The following is a 22,533-nucleotide window of genomic DNA, read 5'->3' as shown; positions in this document are numbered from 1 at the left end:
GATAAAAAACTTTTGAACCGATATTGCTTCGATTAAACCATCTCATACCTCCCCTTCCTATTCGTGTTTTTGATTGTTTTTTCAGGTAATCACATTGTAACACATGATATGTTATTTGTAAAGTATGTACTTATTTGTATTATCGTCTGTGCATTCTACATATTTTTTAATTATTTACAAGTTGCGTCCCAAGTTTTATACAATATTTTACATTATAATATAAAATTAGGCAGTACATCTATTGTTAATTTTATTTATTCTAAATATTCTGTAACCATTCTCAATGGAGCAAAACGAAAGGACCGCTGCCTCCTGACAAGAATGTCACAGGCAACGGTCCCTTTTCTATGGATTAAAAATTAATATTTTCCTAACTTCATATGTCCGGCAAGCTCGGCCTTGCATCTCTGTTTGATTACCCACGCCTCATCTTTTGCCTGAGTAAATGCAGCTAAGCATTTGGGATCTAAGTTATCTTCAATTCCCTCTGCACTCAATGCAATGATCTTTTCTGCTAATGTAATAACTTCCATGTGAATGGCATTGGTATGATCAGACCGATAAATCTTTTTTGTATCCTCTTCATTTAATTCTTCAAATTTTTCTGCACCCACGTGACACTTTGGGCATTTTTCTGGAGCAGACTCTCCTTCATGAACATATCCGCATACAGTACATTTAAATAATTTCATATAAACATGCCTCCTTTAATTGATAAAAATTATTATTGTCTTACTAATGTAATTATTATTACTTATTTTTCAATTTTTGTCAACCTATCCCCATTTATTTAACACTATTTTAATAAGAATTTTACATAATAGAAGGTCATATCTCACCTTATAAATACATCAGTAATCTATCCATAAATTCCTGTTCTATTTTCACTAGCTTTTGTGCCAGTTGCATGCTTTCTCTCGATGCGTTCTGATATTGATTGATATACTGGCTAACAGATTTGATTGCCTTTGCTATGGAACTTGGATCTTTTTCCTCTTCCTGAAGATCATCTAACATCTGATGAAACTCTTCCCCTAGTCTGATATGCTTCATTCATTGAAAAACCCTTCTTTCTTATTGTACTTTTAATAATATGCTTTGAAACCACCAACCCTATACATCGCAGACAGACCTTTCTAATGGCGGCGGATTGAATCGAAAAACAAAAAGAAACAAACCTGTGGGGGAAACTGGTCTGCTTCTTTTTATAATCTTTTAATTTTAGTAAAAGACTCCATCTTGAATCAACATTGCCTCTAGTTCCGGTTCTTCTCCAACCAGTCCAATTGCGTATACTGTATAGTTTTTCCCGCTTTCTAACCCAACATCAGGAACAGATAAAACCACATCAGAGGTTCCTGCTGGCCTAACTTCCAAAGTATAATTCATGGGTGTTACTTCTCGATAGGGGGTGATCTGCTTAAATGACACGTCATCAAAAACAACAGTTCCATCAGGAAGCGTAATGTCTACAGCTGGAGCATTGGGGGATAAGTGTAGGAAACGTACCATCGCTTTGTCTGTGTCTTCTGGGTCATCTACATCCCGAATTGCTAGCAGTCCAATATCATTAAGCATACCGGCTGCTGCAATTGTAAGTACTTTATTTTGTTCAACACTCAGCATATTGGAGACAACCGGGGTGTCTGTTGTTCCAGCTACGTATACAGAAATTTTATATTCTCCTTCTGGTATGGCCAAATAATCGGTATACTCGCCATATGCAAGATCCTCGACTACCATTGTCTCGTTTGCATAGATATCAACATTTGGTGCATCTGGAACGGTGTGGATCACACGTACATAACCCATAGGCATATCCATTTGAGTCTGGTTCATATGATGATTCATAATTTACCTCTCCGAAATTTATACTACGGTATACAATATGCTTTCCACGTATAGAATGATTGCTATTTTTCATAAAAATTTTTCTCTTATTCAGGCATAAGCAGGTATAGCGATTCTTTTAGTCAAGGGAATGACGATCCCCTATCTGGAATTCATCTTCATGTTCAAACATATAGCTGACTGTAAGTGGTTTTTCTCCAGTCAATTTTTCAAAGTCTTTGGTAAACGCGTCCATTTTACCTAACCGAATCGCCTGCGCAAATGTCACCATACCTTCAGAAGAAAATGGTGCCTCCGATCCTTTTTGAAATACACCATCTGTCGTCCTTGGTACTCCCATGGCATCAAATATCGCATAGTTTTCTTCATCTGTAACTGATTCATATTTTACATTGTTCCCAGTTGCCTGATTCCCATAAGCAACAAATTCTGATATGGTTAATAATTCCGGACCATTGATGTCTAATATGCTCTTCGTATATTGTGTACTGACTAGAGCGTGAGCAACTGCTTTTGCACAGTCCTTTCTGGAGATATAAGCCATTTTTCCATCTCCTTGAGAATTTTTCATCACTCCGCCCATTTTCACAAAGGTGAAATAATTGGTAATCATAGCTTCTGCATATTGGGAATTTCGTAATAAAATATAATCAAGCCCCTGTTCCTTGATGTATGCTTCTGTATAGGCATGGTCTATTTTCTCAATGCTTGGATTTGTCTCATCCGCAGCATTAACCAAAGACGTATAGATAATCTGCTTTACGCCGGCTTTTTTAGCTGCATCTACTACATTTCTATGAGCTGCCTGCCGTTTTTCTCCTACAAATGGCATGGAGATCAATGCCAGCTTGTCCGCGCCTTGAAATGCTTCCACAAGTCCATCCATGGAATTAAAGTTGGTTCTATGGGTCTCGATTCCCATATCCGCATATTTCTTTAATGCTTCTGGATTATATCCACAAAACACAATCTGATCGTTCTCAGCTAATTGAAGCAAAACCTCTGCTGCCATTTCTCCAAGGTTTCCATCGACTCCTGTTAACAATAATTTTCCCATTGACATCACCTCATATTTTTTATTGATTGATTTCATATACTTTTCAAATTGATATTGCTCAGGGAAAAATCCAATCATATTCTCTGTAGAGCAAGCGGATGGTCGTCGCTCACCACTGCACAATATTTACCTTGTCCTAATGTTTCAGTTAATATACCTTCTTTTCCAACAAATTCCGAATCAAATGCAACTGCAATATCGTAAAGACCTTTTTCCAAATAATTGGAACTATCTTTCAGGAGGACTTTGTTTCGCCAACCAGCTTCTGTGGGTTCCACCGGTATTTTTTTTCGATCTATCAGCTGAGTGTCAAACTCTTTTTCTAGTGATGCGATCTGTTACATAGCGGTAAGAATTAAGGAACGAAATGACTCTTCAAAATGCTTGTCATCATCCGAAGTCCTTTTTCTTGGCCCGGACAGATGATTTTTTGACTTTGCTCTTCTCGCGGACTTTGTAATATGTCGCTCCATGAGCAGTTGATCTATGTTGTCGTTGGTGTACCGTTTTCCAGACTGATGAATCACATATGCCCCCTTCCCCAGTGCCATAGCTGCCAAACCATAATCTTGAGTCACTACAACATCACCTGATCTGCATAAGCTTACCAGTGCAAAATCAACGGCATCCGCTCCTGCTCCGATTACCTTAACCTCACTATAATCAGATTGTAGTCTATGATTGGTATCACAAAGGAGAGATACACTGATTTTATATTCTTTTGCTACTTTTTCCACAATACCAACCACCGGACAGGCATCTGCATCCACATAAATATTCATAACATTCTTTCTCTCTTCCTTTTATCTTTCCAATTTATTCATTTTTCGTCTCGAAACAATGGCTCCAAGCCGGCTGATTGCGCATTAGCTCTTTTGCAGCATGTGTGGCAACGGTAGGATCAAATCCCTGGGTTCTTATTATAAAACCAGTCATGCTTTCTAATTTTTCTTCAAAGGACTGCATAGAACCATCCTTTCGTGCACAGTGAATGCAATAATCCTTTGATTCATCCCTCAAAGAGTAATCTTCTGGTTTTGTCATAGGCATTCCACAGGATATACATACTTTCATCATTCTTCCCATCCTTCTCTTATTCTTTGATATAATCGGTAATTCCAAACCGATTGCCAAACAGATCTTCAAATTCCACCGCATGACCGGTTCCTATCATATAAGGTACCGATAAAAAATTTACACCCTTTTTCTTTAGACGTTCATATTCTTCGTTTACGCTCTCTACTTCAAACCATATGGTGGATTTTGCTTCTGGAAACCGCCCCGTATCTTTTAAGATTATGGCTGGTTCCTCCTCTCCTACATGAAACGCAATCATTCCCTTCGATGAAAAATCAAACTTTAATGATAATCCAAGGACATTCTGATAATAGTCCTTTGCCTTTTCCAAGTCATTGACTGGTAAAAAAAAGTTGTCATATGTTTTCATGTTTTATTCCTCTCCAATCTTTAATAGATTGATAAAATGGTGAACGAGTTCCTCTTTGTATTGATTTAATACTGCTCCTTCTGGAGCAAATAACTCCTGGTTAGAAAGATAATAATGCAAAAGTCCCAGCCAGGTATTAAACATGAGATGCATGGATAGGTTCTTTATGTGCCCCTCCTTTTGTCCTTTCTCAAAAGCCTGACTGAGATGCAAGGAAACAGAGGACTGTATTGAGATATATACATATCTTGCCTGTTCCGGTAAAAAACTGCTTTCAGCAATCAATCGTTTATAAAAATTTTGATGTTTGATCAGAACATCTATGTGTGCAGACAAAAGATCTTCAAGACTATCGTCCTTTTCTGATAATTGGTGCAGCTGCTTATTGATCTCCATTCCAAATTGCTCCAAAAGGCATATTTGTAATTCCACTGCAGTGGGAAAGTGAAGAAAAATGGTTCCATGGGAAATCTGCGCTTCTTTTGCAATCATATTCGTGGTCGCACCGAACCCTTTGTCGGAATATACTTGATACGCAGATTGTAAAATACGTTTCCGTGTGAATTCTTTTTGAAGCTGCCGTTTGTTCTGATTCATTTAATGACCTCCAACTCACTGAGTTGTTACTCATTGTAATTCTTTTTATTCTATCTGTCAAGAGTTTATTTGTGTCTCAACTTGTCCAGAAAAAAATAACGTTTGGATATGCCACAATTTATGGGACAAATCCAAACGTTATTTTATTGATTCATCGGGATAAAAATCTACTTAACCCATTCTTTTTTGTACTCTCCCTACGATTCCTCCTTCTAACATCACTTTAATGCCTCTTGGGTGGTTCGCAGAGTTGGTTAATATCCTTTGTACCACCCCTTCAGTTAATTTTCCAGTTCTCTGATCTTGTTTTTGTACCACCATAACCTGATCCCCTATTTTAATGTCTTTTCTAACGGTTCCATCCATGTTTTGCTCCTATCCTTGTTCCCTCTAATTGTTTAAATATTTTTCATCTAATAATGTTAATCTGACTATCTCATCACATAAATCAGCAAATGAATTACCCCTTGCTTTTGCTTCTTTTGGGAACAGACTTTGTGATGTCATCCCAGGAAGAGTATTGGCTTCTAGGCAATGGATCAACTTATCTTTCCCATAAATAAAATCGATCCTTGAATAAGTTCCCAACCCCAGTATCTCATGTACCTTTAGGGCTGTTTTTTGTAATTGTAATGTAAGATCCGTAGGCAATTCTGCAGGACAAATCTCTTCGGCTCCATCACTTTGATACTTATTATGATAGTTAAAAAAACCGACTTTAGGCAGTATTTCAATTACCGGCAACGCCTGATGATTGAGTATCCCCACGGATAGTTCTTTCCCTATTATATATTCTTCTGCAATGAGACAATCTCCATATTGTATTGCATCGGTTAACGCGCTTGTCAGTTCTTTCTGATTTTTCACAATACTCACACCAATGCTTGATCCTTCCGAAACTGGTTTGATCACAACTGGAAATTTCAACCTTTTTAGTTGATACTCATTGGATTTCGATAGGATCTCCCAATCTGGTGTTATGATTTGATTTTGAACCATAATCTGTTTCGAACAGTGCTTATCCAGTGCCAATACCGAACCAAAATATCCTGTCCCTGTATATCTGATTCCAAACAAATCAAATGCAGCCTGGACTTTTCCATTTTCTCCTTCGGCACCATGAAGTGCGAGAAAAACGAGATCCGCATATTTACAAATAGTTAAGATATTTACACCCCAAAACCCATCGGGGGACGGAACTCTGTTTTTTTTCAGTTCAGACGCCTTAGGGGGCATCTTTGCAATTTCATACGAACCCCTTTTTTTATCGGTGAATATCTCATCTAATTTATCAGTCTCTTCATTAAATCCACCATAAATGTCTAGAAAGACCACTTTATGTCCTTTGTCAATCAACGCATCATGGATTTCATATGCGGAGGCGATTGACACTTCCCGTTCTGAACTGAGTCCCCCTCCTAATACCGCAATTTTCATAGATTAACCTCCAATATAGCTTTTTCTATTCTATTCCAGTTTATTATAAATAGTTTCCGTATTTTTTACAAGCAGCACTTAGGAACAAAAAACATGCAGTCCCAACTTGGGTTATCTGCATGTTTTATTTCGTTCCTTAATCTACATATTCAGGCAAAATCGAATACTGCAAAGAGGTTCTTTCCAGTAAATTCTCACAGGCCTCACTTAGACCCTGTATTTTAACTCGGACATGCCGTTCGCTGTATTTACGAATTAATTTATCAAATGCATCCCCCGCTGACTCATCCCAAAACTTTACATGGGTCAAATCCAATTCTATCATCTGATCTGAAATATCAAAATCAAACTGTTCTAAGAAATTGGTGGTGGAGGCAAAAAACAACTGTCCCCAGCAACGGTATTTTATATTATTTTCTGATCCTGTTTTTTCAACTTTAACCTTTGAAATTTTATTTACAAAAAGCACAGAGCTTAGCAAGATACCAATTATGACTCCATAAGCCAGATTCTCTGTAACAAATACAATGGCTACTACAGAAAGCATTACCGCTGTATCTGATTTTGGTACTTTCGCAATTCGTTTTATGGAAGACCAATCAAACGTTGCAATGGATACAATAATCATAACCGCAACTAATGCAGCAACTGGTATTAAAACAACCCAGTTATTTAATACAACAATCAAAATCATCAAAAATACGCCGGCTGTCAAAGTAGACAATCGTCCACGTCCACCGGATTTGTAATTAATCACCGACTGCCCTATCATCGCACAGCCAGCCATTCCTCCAAAAAATCCAGCTACTATATTTGCCAATCCCTGCCCCATACATTCCCGGTTTTTATTACTTTTTGTATCGGTTAATTCATCCAGTAATCTAGATGTTAACATTGATTCTGCAAGTCCAACAATCGCCAGTGAGAGGGAAAATGGAGCAATAATCTTTAGTGTCTCTAAGCCAAACGCAACTTCTGGAAGTGAAAAACTCGGCAAAACTCCAACGATATTGCCCATATCTCCAATTCGGGTTACTTCCATACCTGTTCCGACGGTAACAACCGTTAATACTATGATTGCCACCAAGGGAGCTGGAAGTGTTTTATTTAATTTGGGGAAGAAATAGATGATCCCAATCCCAACGGCTACCAAGAGGTACATCGTGACCCCTTGGCCTGAAAAATACGTTAATTGGGCTTTGAAAATCAAAATTCCTAATGCATTTACGAAACCAGTCATCACCGGTTTTGGAATAAAACGCAATAAATTTCCAATTTTTAAAGCACCCATTATAATCTGAAATACACCTGCTAATATGGTAGCCGCTAACATATATTGAACCCCATATTCCCTTACTAGACCTGCCAGCACAAGTGCCATCGCTCCTGTTGCCGCTGAAATCAAACCTGGCCGTCCGCCTGCAAAAGCAGTTATGATTGCAATACAAAAGGAGGCATATAGCCCTACCATTGGATCCACTCCTGCCAGAATAGAAAATCCGATTGCCTCTGGTATCAGCGCAATCGCAACAACCATACCTGCCAGTACGTCCTGCCTCACATTGCCGAACCATTCTTTTTTTAGATTCATTGAATTCTCCTTGCTTTTTTATTAATAACGAAAAGGAATATAACCCTCTATGTCCGAACACATAATCTTTTATAAGATATCATTCCTATAATATTATGTCAACAGTTTTGTTCCATAGGAAGCGTTGTAACGTTAAAAACAAATTTGTAGACCCAATCGTTTTTTGGTATAATAAATTTATGAGATTTCATATTAATCGGTTATAACCCGATACATTAGAACAAGGAAAGTCGGGAAAATATATACACTTATAAGTATAGTGTAATTACAGCGAGACAAAGAAGGGCGGCATCTTATGAATGGTTGGAATGAAGGCATTACCCATGCGATTGCATACATTGAGGATAATTTGACGAATGATATTGATATAAACGAAATAGCCAATAAAGCGTATGTGTCAAGTTTCTACTTTCAGAAAATATTCAATGTACTATGTGGATTTACGGTTGGTGAGTATATAAGGAATCGTCGTCTAACGATTGCTGCGCAGGAGCTTTGTTCTACTGATATAAAAGTGATTGATGTTGCACTGAAATACGGTTACGAGTCTCCGGATAGTTTTGCCAGAGCATTCACAAAATTTCATGGGATAAGTCCTTCTTTCGCAAGAGTACAAGGAAGTAAATTAAATTCTTTTGCTCCGCTGAAAATAAAACTCACATTGGAGGGTGGTACTATGTTAGAGTACAAAATTGTTGAAAAGGCTCAATTTACAGTAATGGGAAAGTCACGGAAATTCAATACGGAAATTTCTTATGACGAAATTCCTAAGTTCTGGAAGGAACATATGGAAAGTGAAGATGCAAAGGTCGTTTGTGGCATGTATGGAATCTGCATGGACAGTGATGGAAAGAACTTTGAATATTTCATTGCCGATAACTATATTCCGTGGAATGAGATTCCAGAGGGCTACGAAACAAAAGTAATTCCTGCAAGCACATGGGCAATATTCCCCTGTCGTGGTGCATTGCCAAAAGCATTGCAGGACGTGAACACAAAGATTTGGAGCGAGTGGATTCCATCTTGCAAAGCATATAAGCTTGCAGGAAACTACAACATAGAGATGTATACTCCTCTATGTGAAAATCCAGGGGAAAACTACTGTGAAATTTGGATCCCTGTGGAAACGATATAAGTGAATTAGGAGGAGAGACAGACTCGCTGATTTAGTAGTCTGGCTCTTTCTACCTTCCAATCAGTTCCCGTACCGGCAACCTCAGATGACAACGTTAACTCTTATTGAGTCCGCAAGGAATGTATTGCAAGTCATTTCTGAATTTGCTTTCGAGAGAAGGAACGACAGAAAAAAGAATAGAAAAGGAGCTACAGAAGAAGTGTTTTTCTCCCCCCCTGTAACCCCCCGCAGCACCAGTTTACCATAGAACCAGTTTGATGTAAATTCATGGTTCACCATGAACCATAGGGGTAGGCAGTTATCTTACAACCAATGGCAACCCAGAATTGATGTCCCATTCCCAGTTAGCCCTGTGTCGCAAATAATTGCCCCTGTGTGACCTTTAAAAACCATGTTGGAACATATATGCCAATCAGACGATAAAAAGCCTTGTTGGGCAAATTTGAAAAATATAGTCTTTTCCCGTTGCACCTGATAACTGTTTGGATTGCGATTGTCTCCTGTTCGTCTTCCGGTTGTTTTTTCAGAAAAATGTCGCGTATAGGCCAGTTTTTCATATTCCTCAAGTCGCACAATCGCAACCATTTATAAATTCCTGAACTGAAAAATTCTCGCCCTATTTTGCTACAAAAGCAGGGATGAACCATGGGGTCGAAAATGATGCAGGTTAAAGGCAGGTGCACCTTATGGCGCCCCTGCCGATTTACAGCAGACGGCAATGCCGACTGCTTAATGATTTTAATACTGAATTATGAATTCTCTAAGGTGGCTGTAAATTAGACAAGAAACACCTGCTAGATGGCTGTAACATCTCTGAAACCAGCCAAATTCAAGGTTTTTTATGGTGTTTGTGTAGGTACACCACATATACTTTTACTATTTTATTCTCATCAACATGAATGAATGCTCGTCTTTTTAAATATTTTAGCTATACCACAACTCATCAGAAATAACATCCGAAGCGGAAACTGTACTTTCACTTATTTTTATATTCCATTCATCAATAAATAATTCGATATAATTAATTAAATCTGACACATACTTCGAACCAACCACAAAAACACGCTGCTCGTTCCATATTTTTTCTATTTTGACATCTAATGCTAAATCTTCTTTTATATGATCAAGAAAATCAAATAGCATTAATTTAAAGCAAATATTATATCCGTCAAGAATAACTGAAACTAGTGTTTGTTTCCCTTCGCTTGTTTGTTTAATTCTTAAACCATCTTTTCTAAACCATTTAGTTTCTTCTTTTTCTCTTTCTAAATCCATAATGTCCCCCTTTAATTTTCTATTCCTAAAATCACATTCATACCTTTATTCACCTTGACACTTGAATAAATCACATCTTCATACGAACCATATTTTTCGTATAATTGCTGCACAGTTGGACCTTCTTTTTGCCCATATTCAAGAAGATTTCTCTCATATAATTTCTCAAGATTATCATAATCCCCTCTCTCAATATAGGAGTTTATTCTATCCATGTTTCTTTGGTTCACTTTCATTTCGGCAATTTCTCGCATATTCTTTCCTTCTGCCAAATAATTATCAACTTCTACACTTAATTTTGCCTTCTTAGCTTCCATTGCTTCTAAATATTCAAGCCTAGCTGCCTTTGCCTTGGCTACTTCATCTGCATTACTCCAGTCTATATCAAACTGGTCTAAAGAAGAACCTTGCTTTGGTCTATAACCATAAACCGCATCTGGATCTGCAACAACATCCTTTGCAATTTTAGGGTCGTCTAAAAGACTCATCTTACTTCCACCATTACCCGTCCCCTCAGGTGGAGTACTGAGGTATGCGACGAACGGTGAATTTTCGTATCCAATTAAAAAAATTATAGCACGTCTTTGTGCTGTTTTTAAATAGAAAAATTACTGTTCTTCTTCTCGAATCGGTTCACGGTATTCTGTCTTATTTTTCATCATTCCGTACACAATGTTCACCAAACGGCGCATGATACAGACCAGCGCTTGAGACTTTGTCTTTCCATCGCCGATTTTTCGCATGTAATAATCATAAAATATCGGATGATTGGGTACTCCATTCTTTGGCTTCGACACCATGGTTACTGCCAGGAAATAAAACAATCCATGCAACTGGCGGTTTCCCTGTCTGGAACTTTGCTCCTTGCCTTTCCCGGCAGAACTGAACTTTACAGGAGCTACTCCTGCAAATCTTGCCAGCTTGTCTGCACTGGGAAATCTTCGGATATCGCCGATTTCTGCAATTAGTTTACTGGCTACCGACGTTCCTATGCCTGGCATACTGGTTAGCTTATAATCAAAACTAAGCAGGATCTTCTCAATTTCTATATCAATTCCTGCCCTCTCTTCTTTTTGATGTTCCAAGTCTCTTACCAGACTTCTTGTAATGAAATCTCTGGATTCCTGATATTCCCGAAAGGTATTTCCATCGTGTTTCATACAGTCCAGAATCATTTCTGCTTTATCTTTTCTGATAATCGGAGATATCTCTTTGAATTCAATTGTTAGTTCTTCTGCCGTCTTTTCCTGCAAATGGGCAGGAGACGGGTAGGTCTTCCAGAAATACATGGCACATTTCCCATCTATCTCGCTGAAAAACTTACTGTAACTGGGATATGCCATGGATATCTGCTCATGGAGTCCGTTCTTAAAACGGATACCGTCTTTTACCAGTAAATCTCTCCGATTTACTAATTGAGCCAGTGTCCATTCGTTATCTTTTGGTTTTGCATCAGGCAACGTATGCAGCTGGTTAATGAGTACCGTTGCCACACAATACGCATCATACTCATCATTCTTGCGGAGCATGGGGGCGCTTTTTCTCTGGTCATAAGCCAGCGCTGGATTAATGTCTTTTACTATATAACCATTTTCAATCAGCCAGACAGCTAAGCTTCTGCCGTGACCGTAAGCATTTTCCAATCCATAAATGGGTTCAAGTCCAAGATGACAGGATTTCCTTTTCACCTTCTCTGCCAGCTTTTTAAATTCACTGGGTTTGTTTTCTATGACAATTACCTCTAACTTTTCGTTCCAGCAGTTCACCATCACTGCGGTATGACTTTCCTTATGCAGGTCAATCCCCACATAAAGCAGATTTTCTCTTCTCTGCAATTCTCTCCCTTCTGATCTTGTTTCCAACCAATCAGTTCCCGTACCGGCAACCTCAGATGACAGCGTTAACTCTTCATGAGTCCGCAAGGGGACGACAGCCTATCTACAACAAACCAATGGGTGGAAGGACAAGTTATTTCTTTTATTGGTTGTTGATGTTAACTCTGTATCAAATGGATTGCAAGTCATTTCTAGTTTTATTTTCAGGAGAAGAAACGGCAGATAAAAAAGAACGAAAAAGGGGGCTACAGAAAAGGTATTTCTACCCCCTGTAACCCCCGGCAGCCCCAGTTTACCATAGAACCAATTTTCTGTAAATCCCATGGTTCACCATGAACCATGGGGGTAGGCAATTATCTTACCAATAGCAGTAGCAATTGATGCCCCATACTCATTTAGCCCTGTGTCGCAAAATATTGCCCTTGTGTGACCTTTAAAACCAATGGTGGAGCATGTATGCCACTTAGGCAATAAAACGCCTTTTGGGGCAAATTTGAGAAACAAAGGATTTTTCCTTTTCACTGATAAATGTTTGAATTGCTGTTGCCACCTGTTCATCTTCCGACTACTAAAAAAATGGTCGCATCTATGATCTGTTTTTTTCATGGTTCAAGTCGCACTTTTGCAGCTTTTTTTTTAATCTGATTGCGAAATATTTCCGCTCATTTCCTGCTCTAAAACAGAGGTGAACCATGGTAATTAAAATGATGCTGGTTAAAGGCAGGTGCACCTTACGGCGCTCCTGCCGATTCACAGCAGACGGCAATGCCGACTGCTTAAGGATTTTTAGACGAAATGATGTTTTTTTCAGGTGGCTGTAAATTGGGCAAGATACACCTGTTAGGTGGCTGTAACAGCTTTGAGATCCGCCAAATTAAAGGGTTTTTAAGGTGTCTGTGTAGGTGCACCTATAAAATATCACCATTCTCGACAATATATACCATTCACCTTTTGAATTTCTACTCTGTATTTTCACCAATAAATGCAACGATTTTTAGTGATTTTTGGTATCGACTTTCTGCAACTCTTCCGGTATTGTATTGTGTCAATGGAGGGAAACACTATGACCGAACAGGAATTATTGGATATGTTCATTCAGGAACGTATCAACATGTTAATTGATATATTTCACAAAAACCATCCTGACAAATCTATGAAGAAAAAAGAGCAAATTCTACAGGCTGAGATTTTCATTGATAATTTACCGGATAAAGAGAAAAATCTGATTAAAAATTACATTGACTCATTGATAAACCAACTTGCTTTGGAGGAAAGATTTCTATATCAGCATGGTTTTATGGATGGAGTGAAAATTCTAAAATATATTGATAAACTATAACTAATGGACTTGTATCTATTATTGACACAAGTCCAAACTAAAATTAACAAACTACAAATATTTTATTCGACTGATATTTCCAAAAAGTATTTCTAAAGCCTGTTTTTCATTGAAAGTAAGATTTTTAAAATACATTTCTGTTAATACTTTATTCTCTTGAAATATATTTATTAATTCTACTTTATAAATATTGGATTTTTCAGGATAAAGCTGAGAGCGTCCAAGTTTCTTGCGCACTTCTGTACGATAGACATAGAAGTCATTAAACATATTATAATCTCCTCTATTCTGAATATTCTTTAGCTAAACAAATTATTGAATCTAAGTTTAAATTTGGGAATTTATTCTTAAGATTTTCAAGTTCTTTTATGTATCTATCACTTTTTAAGTTATATGCAACATCTTCAAAAACAGCAGATAAAAATTCAATCTCCTTTTCATTACATCCACTTAAATAATTAATAGTATTTTCCGAATCAGCACTAAGTAAATGTGTTAATTCATCCCATATATCACCAATTGATGGATCGTTTATGTCTAACAACATACCTTCACAAATTAAATCTGTTACTTTTTCATTTAGCATAAATTCTTTCCTTTCTAAGGTTGAATCCCATTAGGGAATATTGTTGCAGGTTTACCATTAGTGTATATTACTCCAACTTCAACACCATCGTATATTCCATATATAGGAGCACCGTTAGTAATAGTTTCACCCTTATGTAACTCAACTACATATTCACCTGCATTATTAATTTTTGTCGTATCCCAAGTTTCTGGGAACCATGACTGGCTTGTACCTATTCTTTTTAAAGGGTTCTTATGATCTGGAATATTTCCAATTCTAACACCATTATCGTAAGTTTTTTCAATATTATATGGAATTCCATTTTCCTCCAAGAAGTCAATATTGGCTTGTCCATGCCCTCCACCTTTTACTTTTGATACTGCACCTGTTTTAGGATTGTATGTAAAATCTCCTATTGTTGAATGATTTATTGTATCTTGGCTTAAACTACTTACAGTCTTCCCCGTCCCCTTATTACCAATACCGGGTCCATCACCACTTTTCTTCAATGGCTTTGGAATATCATCCGCCTCCACCTTTGGCTTTATATTCACCTTATGGCCCCCAGGATTATCCAGGCTGTTCTTTATACTTTTTTTTATTAATCTATAGTAATCCTCAATCGCATCTCCGGAATTAGAAAGAGAATCAATTCCCCCAATTCCTGCAAAAGCTGGTTTCGGACCAGACTTTCGGTTTATTGCCCATCTTATGTTATCAATCAAGTCACCCGTTTTTCTTCCAGCTTTTATGACTGCTTCATCAAGATTTTTTGCTGCTGTTTTTCCTAAATTCTTTAACCATGTCTTATTTAGCTTAACTGCACTTCTTCCTATAATCGTCTCGCCTGCTTTTAACATTTTAGCTGTATCACTTACTGCGTCAACCCCATCGGCTATTTTAGCTGTTTTTGAAGCCACTTTAGCCGATTTTGCTATTTTACCTGCATCTGCAAGATCATCAGCCTTATCCATTAATTTAGCTGTTTTAGTAACTGTACTGCCTGCGGTCATCCCCGCCTTAGCTTCTCCTACTCCTATAAAATATGTTGCAACCTCAAAGACTGCCTGTCCAACTACCTCTGCTCTGTCTTCCGCACTTCCTTCCACTATTTTTTCATTCCAAAAGGTCTTTACTCCCTCACACATAACCGGTGCTACTTCTTCCGGATGTGCAACAATGGAATTCAAACCTTCGACAGCCGCAAATGGATCGGTTACCAAACTGGCAATTCCATCGACCGTTCCCAGCGCCCCTTTCACCCAAATTCCCCTATAGATTGCACCAGACACTGAAAACAGATTGCTTTCATCATCAGGATCCCTCTGATCGGTAAATGCCCCAACAAAATCAGACAGACCTGGAAGATTCTGCTTATAAATATAAGAACCAGCAGCTGCCCCCTTCTCTGTGATTTCGCTCCTTAGAGAATCCAGCCCACCTCGAAGCTGGGGAAGCGGCCACTCCAGTATGGGATATTCCTCTAACACGGCTCTCCTTGACTTAAGCAGGAAATCCAGCAAAAGGGAAGAGGTTTTTATTGAATAGTAATTAGGAAATGCTCCTGCAGTTATTACTCCGTTAATCAGATCCGAAGAAGTATTGTCCCATTCTGCTTTCAGCTTATCCAGGATCCTCCCATTTCTCTGCTGGAGATCTACAATTTTATTAACTAATTTCTGCCCCATCATATGGTGAACCTGATTTACAAGAGCGGTTGTTTCCACGACCGTTTCCTTTGCCTGTACTGCCGTGGCAACAACTGTATTCTTTATCTGATTCGCCTTCGTTACAGCTGTATTCTTTATCTGCACTGCCCTTTTCCTTATAGGTTCTAGTATTTTGGGTATTGCCGCCACAGCTTTTCTTGTGATTTGTCTTGCCTGTACGGCTTTGGTCTTTAATGCCGAGGGAATGGAAGCCACCGCCCTTAAAAGCGCACTGTTCGTTACCTTCTTCACCGCACTCTTTACCGCCTTTTTTCCAACGTTTACAACCTTTGGAACCAACGACTTCACCTTTTTCAGCGCATTTCCCAATCCAAGCATAGCTTCTCTCCTTTCATTTTACGGCAGGATTTTCATTTGTTCAAGCTGTTCCTGACTGAATTCACATTCTTCCAGCTGCTTTTTACTAAAACGGCTTCGGTAGAGGACTGCATCCTTGAATATCGCTCCCCTTAAGTCAGCCCCTTCAAAATCTCCTCCCATTATGGTTGCTCCGCTTAGATCTGCTTCTGTCAATATGGCATTCTTAAAGCTTACCCCTGTAAACCCTGTATTCTTCCACTTGTTCGCCTTGTTTTTTCCAGTAAATGCCACACAATACTGCAGCTTCGCCCTAGTTAAATCCGCCCCTTCAAAACAGGCATCATGGATCATGGATACCATTAGGCTTGCCTCCCTTAAACAACTATTCTTAAAACGCGCTCCAATCAGAAGACAATTTCTTAAGTGAATTTCCTTCATATTACTATTCCGGAAATCCCCATAGCGTAAATCTCTCCCAGAATAGGATTGCCCTCTTAAATCCAAATACCTAAAATCATGAAAACAGCAGGACTGATCCTGGCTCTGTTCAAGGCAGCTTTGTCTCTCCTCATCGTCCTTTTCCTGTTCTTCCATATATACCAGATCACAAAGCTCAAAATACTCCCCTGTCTGGATTTCAAAATGTTTCTCCCGATCAAGGGCCTTATATTCACTGGTCTCCAGAGCATCCATCAGGCTGCAGCGCATCAGCTCCGTAACATACTGATGAAAAGGGTTCAGCAGTTTCAACATGATTCCCTCTATATCTGCTCCATTTATCTGTCCAATATACTTTTTTGATTCCCGTTCCAACTTTTTCCACAGTTCTTCATAATACTTATAAATAAATGAAACGTCTGCCTCTCCTACCGGGACTCCCTCATTTAAATACCAATCCTTGTCATATGTCATTGCTACATAAGTATAATCATGGCGCAGGATTCTGGTTCTTAGAAGATGAAAGATAAGAAATCCGACTTTGCCCTGACCGCTATCCTGATATTCTGCTATATTTTGGCATACACTTTTAAATGTTTTTAAATGCTGCTGCTTCATCTGGTGTAAATTTTTCTGAAAATCCTGTTCCAGATCATTTAATGCCTCTTCCAGAGAAGGGAATACATCTTTTTCATGGAAGCGCACGAAGGCAGGGGACATGTTTTCTGATGACATAAGATCACCTGCTTTCTTCACCAAGTTCTTTTTCCTTGACAGGCTCAACAGGCTGCGATTTTTCACGTATGGTCATCAGCATCTGAAATATCACCTTTTTCCACTGCTTTTTTTGATGAATGCTACAGTTAAATGCCCCCATAAGCAGACTGCCCCGGTACTCCATAAAAAACATAAGATTATATACCTTTCCATCAAGCAACGGAACATCAAAACCAAAAAAGCTAATATTCTTTTCTCCCGCCTGAATCGTCTGACTATCCTCGATTTTTGATGATGGATAAAGGCGGCCAATCTGCTTTTCCAGAATATTTTTGGCCTCTTCTACCTCATCATTGTCTATTTGTCCACTTTCCTCCATGGTAAATGTTAAGTTAACCGTGGTATCCTCTCCACTATAGATATAATCCGGGCGGTCCTCTCCCGGATATTTTATTTCAGCAAGCTCCTCATCCATTAATTCAAAATCAGTTGGCATGATCATAGATAGACTCCCATCCATAATCTCTTTTTCTTCCACATCGAACTTTTTATACTTCACTACAATAAATCCGTTTTGGATATCGTTTTCCATAGTGTATAGTTCCTGCTCTTCCCCTTTCTTCGCCTCTTTCCGCTTTCTCATGATTTCTTCTGAATCTGTCCTATTATTCATAACCATTTCACCCTTATCCCTTTATATGTACGATATCATCTATGATCATGCTGGAAGAAGGAGTTGCAATCACAATCTTCTCATTCGATTTGATTTCCACGTCCCCACAGCTGACTGATAGTTGCTGAGCCTTTAAATGAATATCCTGACAGCTCTTTATCCGAATTCCTGACTTCTCATCAAGCTTCATACGAAGCGCATTTCCTCTGGTACTGATAGAAATACGTTCCGGTCCAAAGGCCAGTTCATTTCCATGCTCTGTACCATAATATTTCACATTTGATTTCCTCGTTTTTGGATTTTTCTCTCCTTTGTTGCGAAGAGCTGTTCCAACATACGCATCCTCCTCTTTTTCCGTTGGAAAATGAAGAGAAACCGTTTCTCCCTTTTCCGGCATACTGTACCATCCGGTAGCACCTTCCGCAGCATAAGGAGTCAGAAATGGATACCATGCAGCCTCAGATGGGGACTGACTTTTATCTATAGATAAATGAAGCTTTAAGTGATCCCTTCGAGCCGCCAGCACCGTTCCTTTTAAAGCAGTCCCCTTCAATCTGGCATGATATATGACATGCTCCTTCAGGCCATTTTCATTCCTCAACCCATACTGGAAGATTAAGATTCCTCCCTTCATTTCCATTATTTTTTCTGCTATTATGAGAGAAGCCCCCTCATAGGTAATCCTGTCTCCAATCCCATGATTTTCTCTGCTTTCAAATTCACAGGACAACACATCCTGCTCCATCCAATCTTCAAAATTACGATCTAAAAACAGATATTTCCCTTCATTTTTTGTGATAACATGGTTCTTGCCAGCTTCTGCAGCTAAATCTCCTAAGGGTACTCCCACAAATATTTTAGGAATATCAAAACGGACATCCGGAAATACCAGGGCACCCACACGAGAGGCGGCTCTTTTCAAAAATTCCCAATCGGTTTCCTCATATTGGATTAAGGCACACCCCTGGAGCTTACCATGGGAAGCATGATCCAATACATCTCCTCCATACCCTTGCAAAAGAGTCTCAAACAACCAAGAATATGACTTGTCCTTATTTTGGAAGCTTTTGTTCTTCTTTTTGACATCCATCAAAAAAGAAACACTTTTCATTTTAATTTCTGCTTCATATACCCCTCTTTCCTGTCTGATTGTGACACCCACAGGAATCCCGCAAAAAAGTGTCTCCTCTCCTGCACCCTTTTTCGCTTTAATTTTCACTACAGTTTTACGGGTCAACTTATGAATTCCCTGATAACTTTCATCCTTTAGAACACCTGACAAACAAGCCTTTCCATGATCATTGGGGCATTGTTCTATCTTTAGTGCTTTTATGTGGCTGAATGCCACGGGAATATCAAGAAATATATCCTCATAAGAATATTGTCGGTTTTCCATCGTTTTCCTCCTGAAGCTTCACAGGATAAAAACGAATTCCTGCAGGCTCTTTTCTAAGAATTGTTTCAGCTAGATTTAAGGACACAATTAAGTACTCCTGCTTTTCAAAGGCTATCCGAAAAATATGTTTCCCACACAGCCCTTCTTTGCGAAGAGTTATGTTGGTATTGCTCATATAAGGCATCGTTACTACACAATCCTCCAGCTCAATGGCAACCCTCCAGTATATCTTTTGCCCTTTCTGGTTTCTATCAGTAACAAAAACAGGGAAAGCAGACAGGTTATCCGTATAGATCTCTAAAAGTTCCTTGAAGTCATCTGATACACAAAAGGCATGGCGAAACATCTGCCTAATCGGCAAATAATCTACAAACACCGTATCCTCTTTAAAATCAGCGTAAACGGAACATGCTTCTGTTGTCTCAAAATCTATAGCATCTGGTTGGATTTTCAACCTTTTTCCAATCCGGTCATCCGATAGCATTAGAAAATATTCCATAGTTTCTCCTAAATTAATTAATTTTTACATCCTCTCCGCATATATCAATCTTATCGTCAATAACAATCTGGCTTGTCTTGCATTTTAAGAGAACCTGATCTTGCGCAAGCAGTTTTATGGTCTCCTCTGCATCCAACCGAATTCCTTTCTCTGACTGGAACCGGATCGGGCCTGAACTGATGATTTCAATACCAGATTCCTGATTAAGCCGCAAATAAACCTCATCCTCCACACAGGTGATAAGGATCTCATCCGGACTGAAACGAATTTCCTTCCCATCCCTAGTCCGAAATATCTTTACATCAGGGTCTTCCATATCATTGGAATCATCCCCATTTACGCGAATAGAGCCGTTTCCTATGGCATCTGCCTCTTCCCATGTAGGGAAATGTATCAGGACGGTATCTCCCTTTTCTGGCATACAGTACCATCCAATACTGTCCTCAGCCGTATATAAGGTTCCATAAGGAAATTCCCAAGCCGTTGATTTCTTCTGATCCTGGTCAATCGCCAAATGTACCTTTATCTTATCTCGGATTATGTCTATTACAGTGCCTTTTAAGGAAAGACCAGTCAGATTCCCATTATGCAGCCTCCTTCTACTAAAGCCTTTTTGGGTGGACAGTGTATAAAAAAAGGTGAGGATACCATGCACCATTTCTGCTTTTTTTGCCTTTATGTACAAGGAGATTCCCTGATAGAAAATAGGGTCGCCAATCTCATAATTATTTTCTGAATCTATGTGAAATTCCACCGCATCCTGTTCCTGAATTTCTGTATCAGAATTTTCTGAGTCCTTCATAAACGATTCAATATCTTTTGTAATATGGTATCCAGAGCTTTCTATGGTTCCCCTGTCAGTGCCATCTGAGACTCCAAACATAATTTTAGGTGTATCATGGAGAACGGATGGAATGAGCCCTGTATGATAATGAGACGCCAGTCTTTTAAGAAACTCCCAGTCTGTCTCCTGATATTGGAGAATCAGGTTATTCAGCTTATTTCCCTTTGAAACATAGTCTATGATATCTCCCCCTGGGTATTTTTCCGCAATGCTCTGCAGAAGCTGTTTATACGTCATAGATTTATCTTGAAATGAATGGGACTCTTTCTTCAAATCCATTTTAAATGAATTGGAAACCGCCACAACCTTTAAGCAATATAATCCGCTTACGGTCTCTGTCTTAATTTCACTTATCATCCCTTTAAAAAGAACTTTAGAATCTGTTCCCGTTGTTTTTAGGGTAATCTGTTCATCCTTTAAGTTCTTTTTCACATAATCGTCTTTGCTCTGTTCATCCAGTATTGCCGTTAAATGCAATACTCCATGCTCATTTATTTCTTGAATGATCCGTACTTCTCTAATCTGCTGAATACACGCTAAATCTGTAGTCAGCTGAGAATAAGTTATAACTGGCATATGTTTTTCCTCCCTGATCGGTTTCTATTCCTGCTGCCCGGACTGGTCTATTTTTATGATTCCCCCCTGCATGCAAGGCACCATACAAGTATTGATCAATGCCATCTCTCCCTGAAGCTGATGATCTTTTTTTCCATTGATCCATTTTAGTGTAATGGAAGGGTTGCATGGAACCGAAGGAACATTCTTGGTACACATTCCAAAGGGCATAATATTTTCATTGGGAATATGATCAGCAACGGTCGCTTGATTCTTTCCCTGAATACATGCTCCATGTCCCTTCGGAACCTTTAACTGGCTTGTCGTTGTTCCTAAGGAACATTTTAATACAGCGCCTTCTTTTACATTGTAAATCTCAGCCATACTATTTTTCTCCTCTTCCCCTATTCATGTATACATAAAAGCTGTATAAAGAGCTTTCTATAAATAATTACAAGACTCTATTTTTTAATTAATTATAGTCTATTTTGTCACATTATGTAGATTCATGTAATAAATAACACTTTGCATGTAATTATTGGTATTTGATCTAGCCATCACCCGTAAAAAAAGTAGGCAAGGAGTAAAACCTCCTTGCCCACTTTTTTGTCCTCGATTATTTTATTTCGCTTCTGAATATTTCTTTAATGATTTAGACCAGGATTCCATGGCTTTATGAAGCACTGGTATAATAATTATCATGATCAGAATTCCTGCTGCTGCAGTTAGTAAAATTGTTCCCATATTATACTGTAGAATCGTTTTTGCTAGATATAAAATCCAGATACTTGGCAGTATAAAAACAATGGATGTGATAATTCCTGGCACATAATGCTTAAACTTAACGCAAAGAAGCATATGAGCTAAAACCAAGTGTATCGTAATCCCGAAAAATGCACTGTACCAAAGAAAATAACTTTGAAAATATACCGAGAAAAAACTAATGAATGAAAATAGTAAAAATTCAATTACAACTCCAATGGTAAAAGTTGGTGTTTGATATACGTGTATATAATCTAAACCAAACGGTTGTCTTTTCGGCCAAACTGTATCTATCTCTTTTTTAAAACGTTTGCCCCATACCTCTGTCATAATGATTTCTTCAAAATCATGGATCATAAAAATGACTGGAAACAGCCATACGATAAAATTCATAGTATTCATAAAATTACCCTCCTTTTATTGTCACACTTGTGTCGATCGACACTTTCTATTATAATAGTTGAAGGAATGAAATCAACCATTTGGA

General features: G+C 38.5%; 27 protein-coding genes. 2 read left to right on the top strand and 25 right to left on the bottom strand.

Annotated features, from left to right (window positions below; genetic code table 11):
- Positions 1-359 precede the first annotated feature (359 nt).
- The 11 genes from EFT72_RS01655 to EFT72_RS01600 all read right to left on the bottom strand — a co-directional run bounded on the left by EFT72_RS01655 (position 360) and on the right by EFT72_RS01600 (position 7,980).
- Positions 360-692, bottom strand: coding sequence for a rubredoxin-like domain-containing protein (locus tag EFT72_RS01655; RefSeq protein WP_124065083.1), 333 nt, complete (start codon positions 690-692; stop codon positions 360-362).
- A 148-nt stretch (positions 693-840) separates the two neighbouring features.
- Complete coding sequence (locus tag EFT72_RS01650) at positions 841-1,053, bottom strand: hypothetical protein (RefSeq protein WP_124065082.1); 213 nt, start codon at positions 1,051-1,053, stop codon at positions 841-843.
- A gap of 168 nt (positions 1,054-1,221) precedes the next feature.
- On the bottom strand, positions 1,222-1,851 hold the full coding sequence (locus EFT72_RS01645; RefSeq protein WP_124065081.1) for a DUF4397 domain-containing protein: 630 nt from the start codon (positions 1,849-1,851) through the stop codon (positions 1,222-1,224).
- A gap of 118 nt (positions 1,852-1,969) precedes the next feature.
- Positions 1,970-2,908, bottom strand: coding sequence for an NAD(P)H-binding protein (locus tag EFT72_RS01640; protein ID WP_124065080.1), 939 nt, complete (start codon positions 2,906-2,908; stop codon positions 1,970-1,972).
- 338 nt (positions 2,909-3,246) lie between these two features.
- Entirely contained in the window at positions 3,247-3,690 is a 444-nt protein-coding gene (locus tag EFT72_RS01630) for a YaiI/YqxD family protein (RefSeq protein WP_124065079.1), read from the bottom strand.
- Positions 3,691-3,724: 34 nt separating this feature from the next.
- Entirely contained in the window at positions 3,725-3,982 is a 258-nt protein-coding gene (locus EFT72_RS01625; protein ID WP_124065260.1) for a zinc ribbon domain-containing protein, read from the bottom strand.
- Between the two features lie 19 nt (positions 3,983-4,001).
- A complete protein-coding gene (locus EFT72_RS01620) occupies positions 4,002-4,355 on the bottom strand; it encodes a VOC family protein (RefSeq protein WP_124065078.1) in 354 nt (117 codons plus the stop codon).
- Between the two features lie 3 nt (positions 4,356-4,358).
- Positions 4,359-4,952 (bottom strand): TetR/AcrR family transcriptional regulator, encoded by a 594-nt coding sequence (locus tag EFT72_RS01615; protein WP_124065077.1) that lies wholly within the window; start codon positions 4,950-4,952, stop codon positions 4,359-4,361.
- A 171-nt stretch (positions 4,953-5,123) separates the two neighbouring features.
- Positions 5,124-5,318: a YwbE family protein gene (locus tag EFT72_RS01610; RefSeq protein WP_124065076.1), complete on the bottom strand. Its 195-nt coding sequence runs from the start codon at positions 5,316-5,318 to the stop codon at positions 5,124-5,126.
- Positions 5,319-5,342: 24 nt separating this feature from the next.
- Positions 5,343-6,389 carry a D-alanine--D-alanine ligase gene (locus tag EFT72_RS01605; RefSeq protein ID WP_124065075.1) on the bottom strand — a complete coding sequence of 349 codons (1,047 nt, stop codon included), beginning with the start codon at positions 6,387-6,389 and terminating at the stop codon, positions 5,343-5,345.
- 136 nt (positions 6,390-6,525) lie between these two features.
- Positions 6,526-7,980: a SulP family inorganic anion transporter gene (locus EFT72_RS01600; protein WP_124065074.1), complete on the bottom strand. Its 1,455-nt coding sequence runs from the start codon at positions 7,978-7,980 to the stop codon at positions 6,526-6,528.
- A gap of 295 nt (positions 7,981-8,275) precedes the next feature.
- On the opposite strand from EFT72_RS01600, the gene EFT72_RS01595 reads away from it, so the two are divergent.
- Positions 8,276-9,115 (top strand): AraC family transcriptional regulator, encoded by an 840-nt coding sequence (locus tag EFT72_RS01595; protein ID WP_124065073.1) that lies wholly within the window; start codon positions 8,276-8,278, stop codon positions 9,113-9,115.
- Between the two features lie 303 nt (positions 9,116-9,418).
- Here EFT72_RS01595 and EFT72_RS01590 read toward each other — a convergent pair whose 3' ends face one another.
- The 4 genes from EFT72_RS01590 to EFT72_RS01575 all read right to left on the bottom strand — a co-directional run bounded on the left by EFT72_RS01590 (position 9,419) and on the right by EFT72_RS01575 (position 12,312).
- The gene (locus tag EFT72_RS01590; RefSeq protein WP_124065072.1) at positions 9,419-9,700 is read right to left on the bottom strand and encodes a hypothetical protein; all 282 of its coding nucleotides are present in this window, start codon (positions 9,698-9,700) and stop codon (positions 9,419-9,421) included.
- Positions 9,701-10,039: 339 nt separating this feature from the next.
- Positions 10,040-10,390: a hypothetical protein gene (locus EFT72_RS01585; protein WP_124065071.1), complete on the bottom strand. Its 351-nt coding sequence runs from the start codon at positions 10,388-10,390 to the stop codon at positions 10,040-10,042.
- A gap of 11 nt (positions 10,391-10,401) precedes the next feature.
- Positions 10,402-10,878, bottom strand: a complete 477-nt coding sequence (locus tag EFT72_RS01580) for a hypothetical protein (protein ID WP_124065070.1) — start codon at positions 10,876-10,878, stop codon at positions 10,402-10,404.
- Between the two features lie 120 nt (positions 10,879-10,998).
- Entirely contained in the window at positions 10,999-12,312 is a 1,314-nt protein-coding gene (locus EFT72_RS01575; protein WP_347561826.1) for an IS110 family transposase, read from the bottom strand.
- Positions 12,313-13,288: 976 nt separating this feature from the next.
- Here EFT72_RS01575 and EFT72_RS01570 point away from each other — a divergent pair.
- The gene (locus tag EFT72_RS01570; protein WP_124065069.1) at positions 13,289-13,564 is read left to right on the top strand and encodes a hypothetical protein; all 276 of its coding nucleotides are present in this window, start codon (positions 13,289-13,291) and stop codon (positions 13,562-13,564) included.
- Positions 13,565-13,615: 51 nt separating this feature from the next.
- On the opposite strand, the gene EFT72_RS01565 is transcribed toward EFT72_RS01570, so the two are convergent.
- From EFT72_RS01565 to EFT72_RS01520, 10 genes are all read right to left on the bottom strand, one after another.
- Complete coding sequence (locus EFT72_RS01565) at positions 13,616-13,834, bottom strand: hypothetical protein (RefSeq protein ID WP_124065068.1); 219 nt, start codon at positions 13,832-13,834, stop codon at positions 13,616-13,618.
- Between the two features lie 13 nt (positions 13,835-13,847).
- Positions 13,848-14,150: a hypothetical protein gene (locus tag EFT72_RS01560; protein ID WP_124065067.1), complete on the bottom strand. Its 303-nt coding sequence runs from the start codon at positions 14,148-14,150 to the stop codon at positions 13,848-13,850.
- 14 nt (positions 14,151-14,164) lie between these two features.
- Complete coding sequence (locus tag EFT72_RS19430) at positions 14,165-16,180, bottom strand: EndoU domain-containing protein (RefSeq protein WP_206426594.1); 2,016 nt, start codon at positions 16,178-16,180, stop codon at positions 14,165-14,167.
- 18 nt (positions 16,181-16,198) lie between these two features.
- Entirely contained in the window at positions 16,199-17,335 is a 1,137-nt protein-coding gene (locus EFT72_RS01550) for a pentapeptide repeat-containing protein (RefSeq protein ID WP_124065066.1), read from the bottom strand.
- A 4-nt stretch (positions 17,336-17,339) separates the two neighbouring features.
- Positions 17,340-17,990 carry a hypothetical protein gene (locus tag EFT72_RS01545; RefSeq protein WP_124065065.1) on the bottom strand — a complete coding sequence of 217 codons (651 nt, stop codon included), beginning with the start codon at positions 17,988-17,990 and terminating at the stop codon, positions 17,340-17,342.
- A 13-nt stretch (positions 17,991-18,003) separates the two neighbouring features.
- Positions 18,004-19,386, bottom strand: coding sequence for a hypothetical protein (locus EFT72_RS01540; protein ID WP_124065064.1), 1,383 nt, complete (start codon positions 19,384-19,386; stop codon positions 18,004-18,006).
- Complete coding sequence (locus EFT72_RS01535; protein ID WP_124065063.1) at positions 19,361-19,885, bottom strand: hypothetical protein; 525 nt, start codon at positions 19,883-19,885, stop codon at positions 19,361-19,363. The genes EFT72_RS01540 and EFT72_RS01535 overlap by 26 nt, the downstream gene beginning before the upstream one ends.
- A gap of 13 nt (positions 19,886-19,898) precedes the next feature.
- On the bottom strand, positions 19,899-21,305 hold the full coding sequence (locus tag EFT72_RS01530; RefSeq protein ID WP_124065062.1) for a contractile injection system protein, VgrG/Pvc8 family: 1,407 nt from the start codon (positions 21,303-21,305) through the stop codon (positions 19,899-19,901).
- Positions 21,306-21,329: 24 nt separating this feature from the next.
- A complete protein-coding gene (locus EFT72_RS01525; protein WP_124065061.1) occupies positions 21,330-21,668 on the bottom strand; it encodes a DUF4280 domain-containing protein in 339 nt (112 codons plus the stop codon).
- 237 nt (positions 21,669-21,905) lie between these two features.
- Positions 21,906-22,448 carry an HXXEE domain-containing protein gene (locus EFT72_RS01520; RefSeq protein ID WP_124065060.1) on the bottom strand — a complete coding sequence of 181 codons (543 nt, stop codon included), beginning with the start codon at positions 22,446-22,448 and terminating at the stop codon, positions 21,906-21,908.
- Positions 22,449-22,533 lie beyond the last annotated feature (85 nt).

The sequence above is a fragment of the Clostridium sp. E02 genome (genome assembly GCF_003833015.1).
In the GTDB taxonomy this organism is placed as follows: Bacteria; Bacillota; Clostridia; order Lachnospirales; family Lachnospiraceae; genus Lacrimispora.
Note: the sequence above shows the minus strand (reverse complement) of the source record. Positions and strands in the feature narration are given on the sequence as shown.

Coding starts and splice junctions, on each gene's coding strand:
- EFT72_RS01655 (WP_124065083.1), bottom strand. CDS start 692: ATGAAATTATTTAAATGTACTGTATGCGGATATGTTCATGAAGGAGAG.
- EFT72_RS01650 (WP_124065082.1), bottom strand. CDS start 1,053: ATGAAGCATATCAGACTAGGGGAAGAGTTTCATCAGATGTTAGATGAT.
- EFT72_RS01645 (WP_124065081.1), bottom strand. CDS start 1,851: ATGAATCATCATATGAACCAGACTCAAATGGATATGCCTATGGGTTAT.
- EFT72_RS01640 (WP_124065080.1), bottom strand. CDS start 2,908: ATGGGAAAATTATTGTTAACAGGAGTCGATGGAAACCTTGGAGAAATG.
- EFT72_RS01630 (WP_124065079.1), bottom strand. CDS start 3,690: ATGAATATTTATGTGGATGCAGATGCCTGTCCGGTGGTTGGTATTGTG.
- EFT72_RS01625 (WP_124065260.1), bottom strand. CDS start 3,982: ATGAAAGTATGTATATCCTGTGGAATGCCTATGACAAAACCAGAAGAT.
- EFT72_RS01620 (WP_124065078.1), bottom strand. CDS start 4,355: ATGAAAACATATGACAACTTTTTTTTACCAGTCAATGACTTGGAAAAG.
- EFT72_RS01615 (WP_124065077.1), bottom strand. CDS start 4,952: ATGAATCAGAACAAACGGCAGCTTCAAAAAGAATTCACACGGAAACGT.
- EFT72_RS01610 (WP_124065076.1), bottom strand. CDS start 5,318: ATGGATGGAACCGTTAGAAAAGACATTAAAATAGGGGATCAGGTTATG.
- EFT72_RS01605 (WP_124065075.1), bottom strand. CDS start 6,389: ATGAAAATTGCGGTATTAGGAGGGGGACTCAGTTCAGAACGGGAAGTG.
- EFT72_RS01600 (WP_124065074.1), bottom strand. CDS start 7,980: ATGAATCTAAAAAAAGAATGGTTCGGCAATGTGAGGCAGGACGTACTG.
- EFT72_RS01595 (WP_124065073.1), top strand. CDS start 8,276: ATGAATGGTTGGAATGAAGGCATTACCCATGCGATTGCATACATTGAG.
- EFT72_RS01590 (WP_124065072.1), bottom strand. CDS start 9,700: ATGGTTGCGATTGTGCGACTTGAGGAATATGAAAAACTGGCCTATACG.
- EFT72_RS01585 (WP_124065071.1), bottom strand. CDS start 10,390: ATGGATTTAGAAAGAGAAAAAGAAGAAACTAAATGGTTTAGAAAAGAT.
- EFT72_RS01580 (WP_124065070.1), bottom strand. CDS start 10,878: ATGAGTCTTTTAGACGACCCTAAAATTGCAAAGGATGTTGTTGCAGAT.
- EFT72_RS01570 (WP_124065069.1), top strand. CDS start 13,289: ATGACCGAACAGGAATTATTGGATATGTTCATTCAGGAACGTATCAAC.
- EFT72_RS01565 (WP_124065068.1), bottom strand. CDS start 13,834: ATGTTTAATGACTTCTATGTCTATCGTACAGAAGTGCGCAAGAAACTT.
- EFT72_RS01560 (WP_124065067.1), bottom strand. CDS start 14,150: ATGCTAAATGAAAAAGTAACAGATTTAATTTGTGAAGGTATGTTGTTA.
- EFT72_RS19430 (WP_206426594.1), bottom strand. CDS start 16,180: ATGCTTGGATTGGGAAATGCGCTGAAAAAGGTGAAGTCGTTGGTTCCA.
- EFT72_RS01550 (WP_124065066.1), bottom strand. CDS start 17,335: ATGTCATCAGAAAACATGTCCCCTGCCTTCGTGCGCTTCCATGAAAAA.
- EFT72_RS01545 (WP_124065065.1), bottom strand. CDS start 17,990: ATGAATAATAGGACAGATTCAGAAGAAATCATGAGAAAGCGGAAAGAG.
- EFT72_RS01540 (WP_124065064.1), bottom strand. CDS start 19,386: ATGGAAAACCGACAATATTCTTATGAGGATATATTTCTTGATATTCCC.
- EFT72_RS01535 (WP_124065063.1), bottom strand. CDS start 19,885: ATGGAATATTTTCTAATGCTATCGGATGACCGGATTGGAAAAAGGTTG.
- EFT72_RS01530 (WP_124065062.1), bottom strand. CDS start 21,305: ATGCCAGTTATAACTTATTCTCAGCTGACTACAGATTTAGCGTGTATT.
- EFT72_RS01525 (WP_124065061.1), bottom strand. CDS start 21,668: ATGGCTGAGATTTACAATGTAAAAGAAGGCGCTGTATTAAAATGTTCC.
- EFT72_RS01520 (WP_124065060.1), bottom strand. CDS start 22,448: ATGAATACTATGAATTTTATCGTATGGCTGTTTCCAGTCATTTTTATG.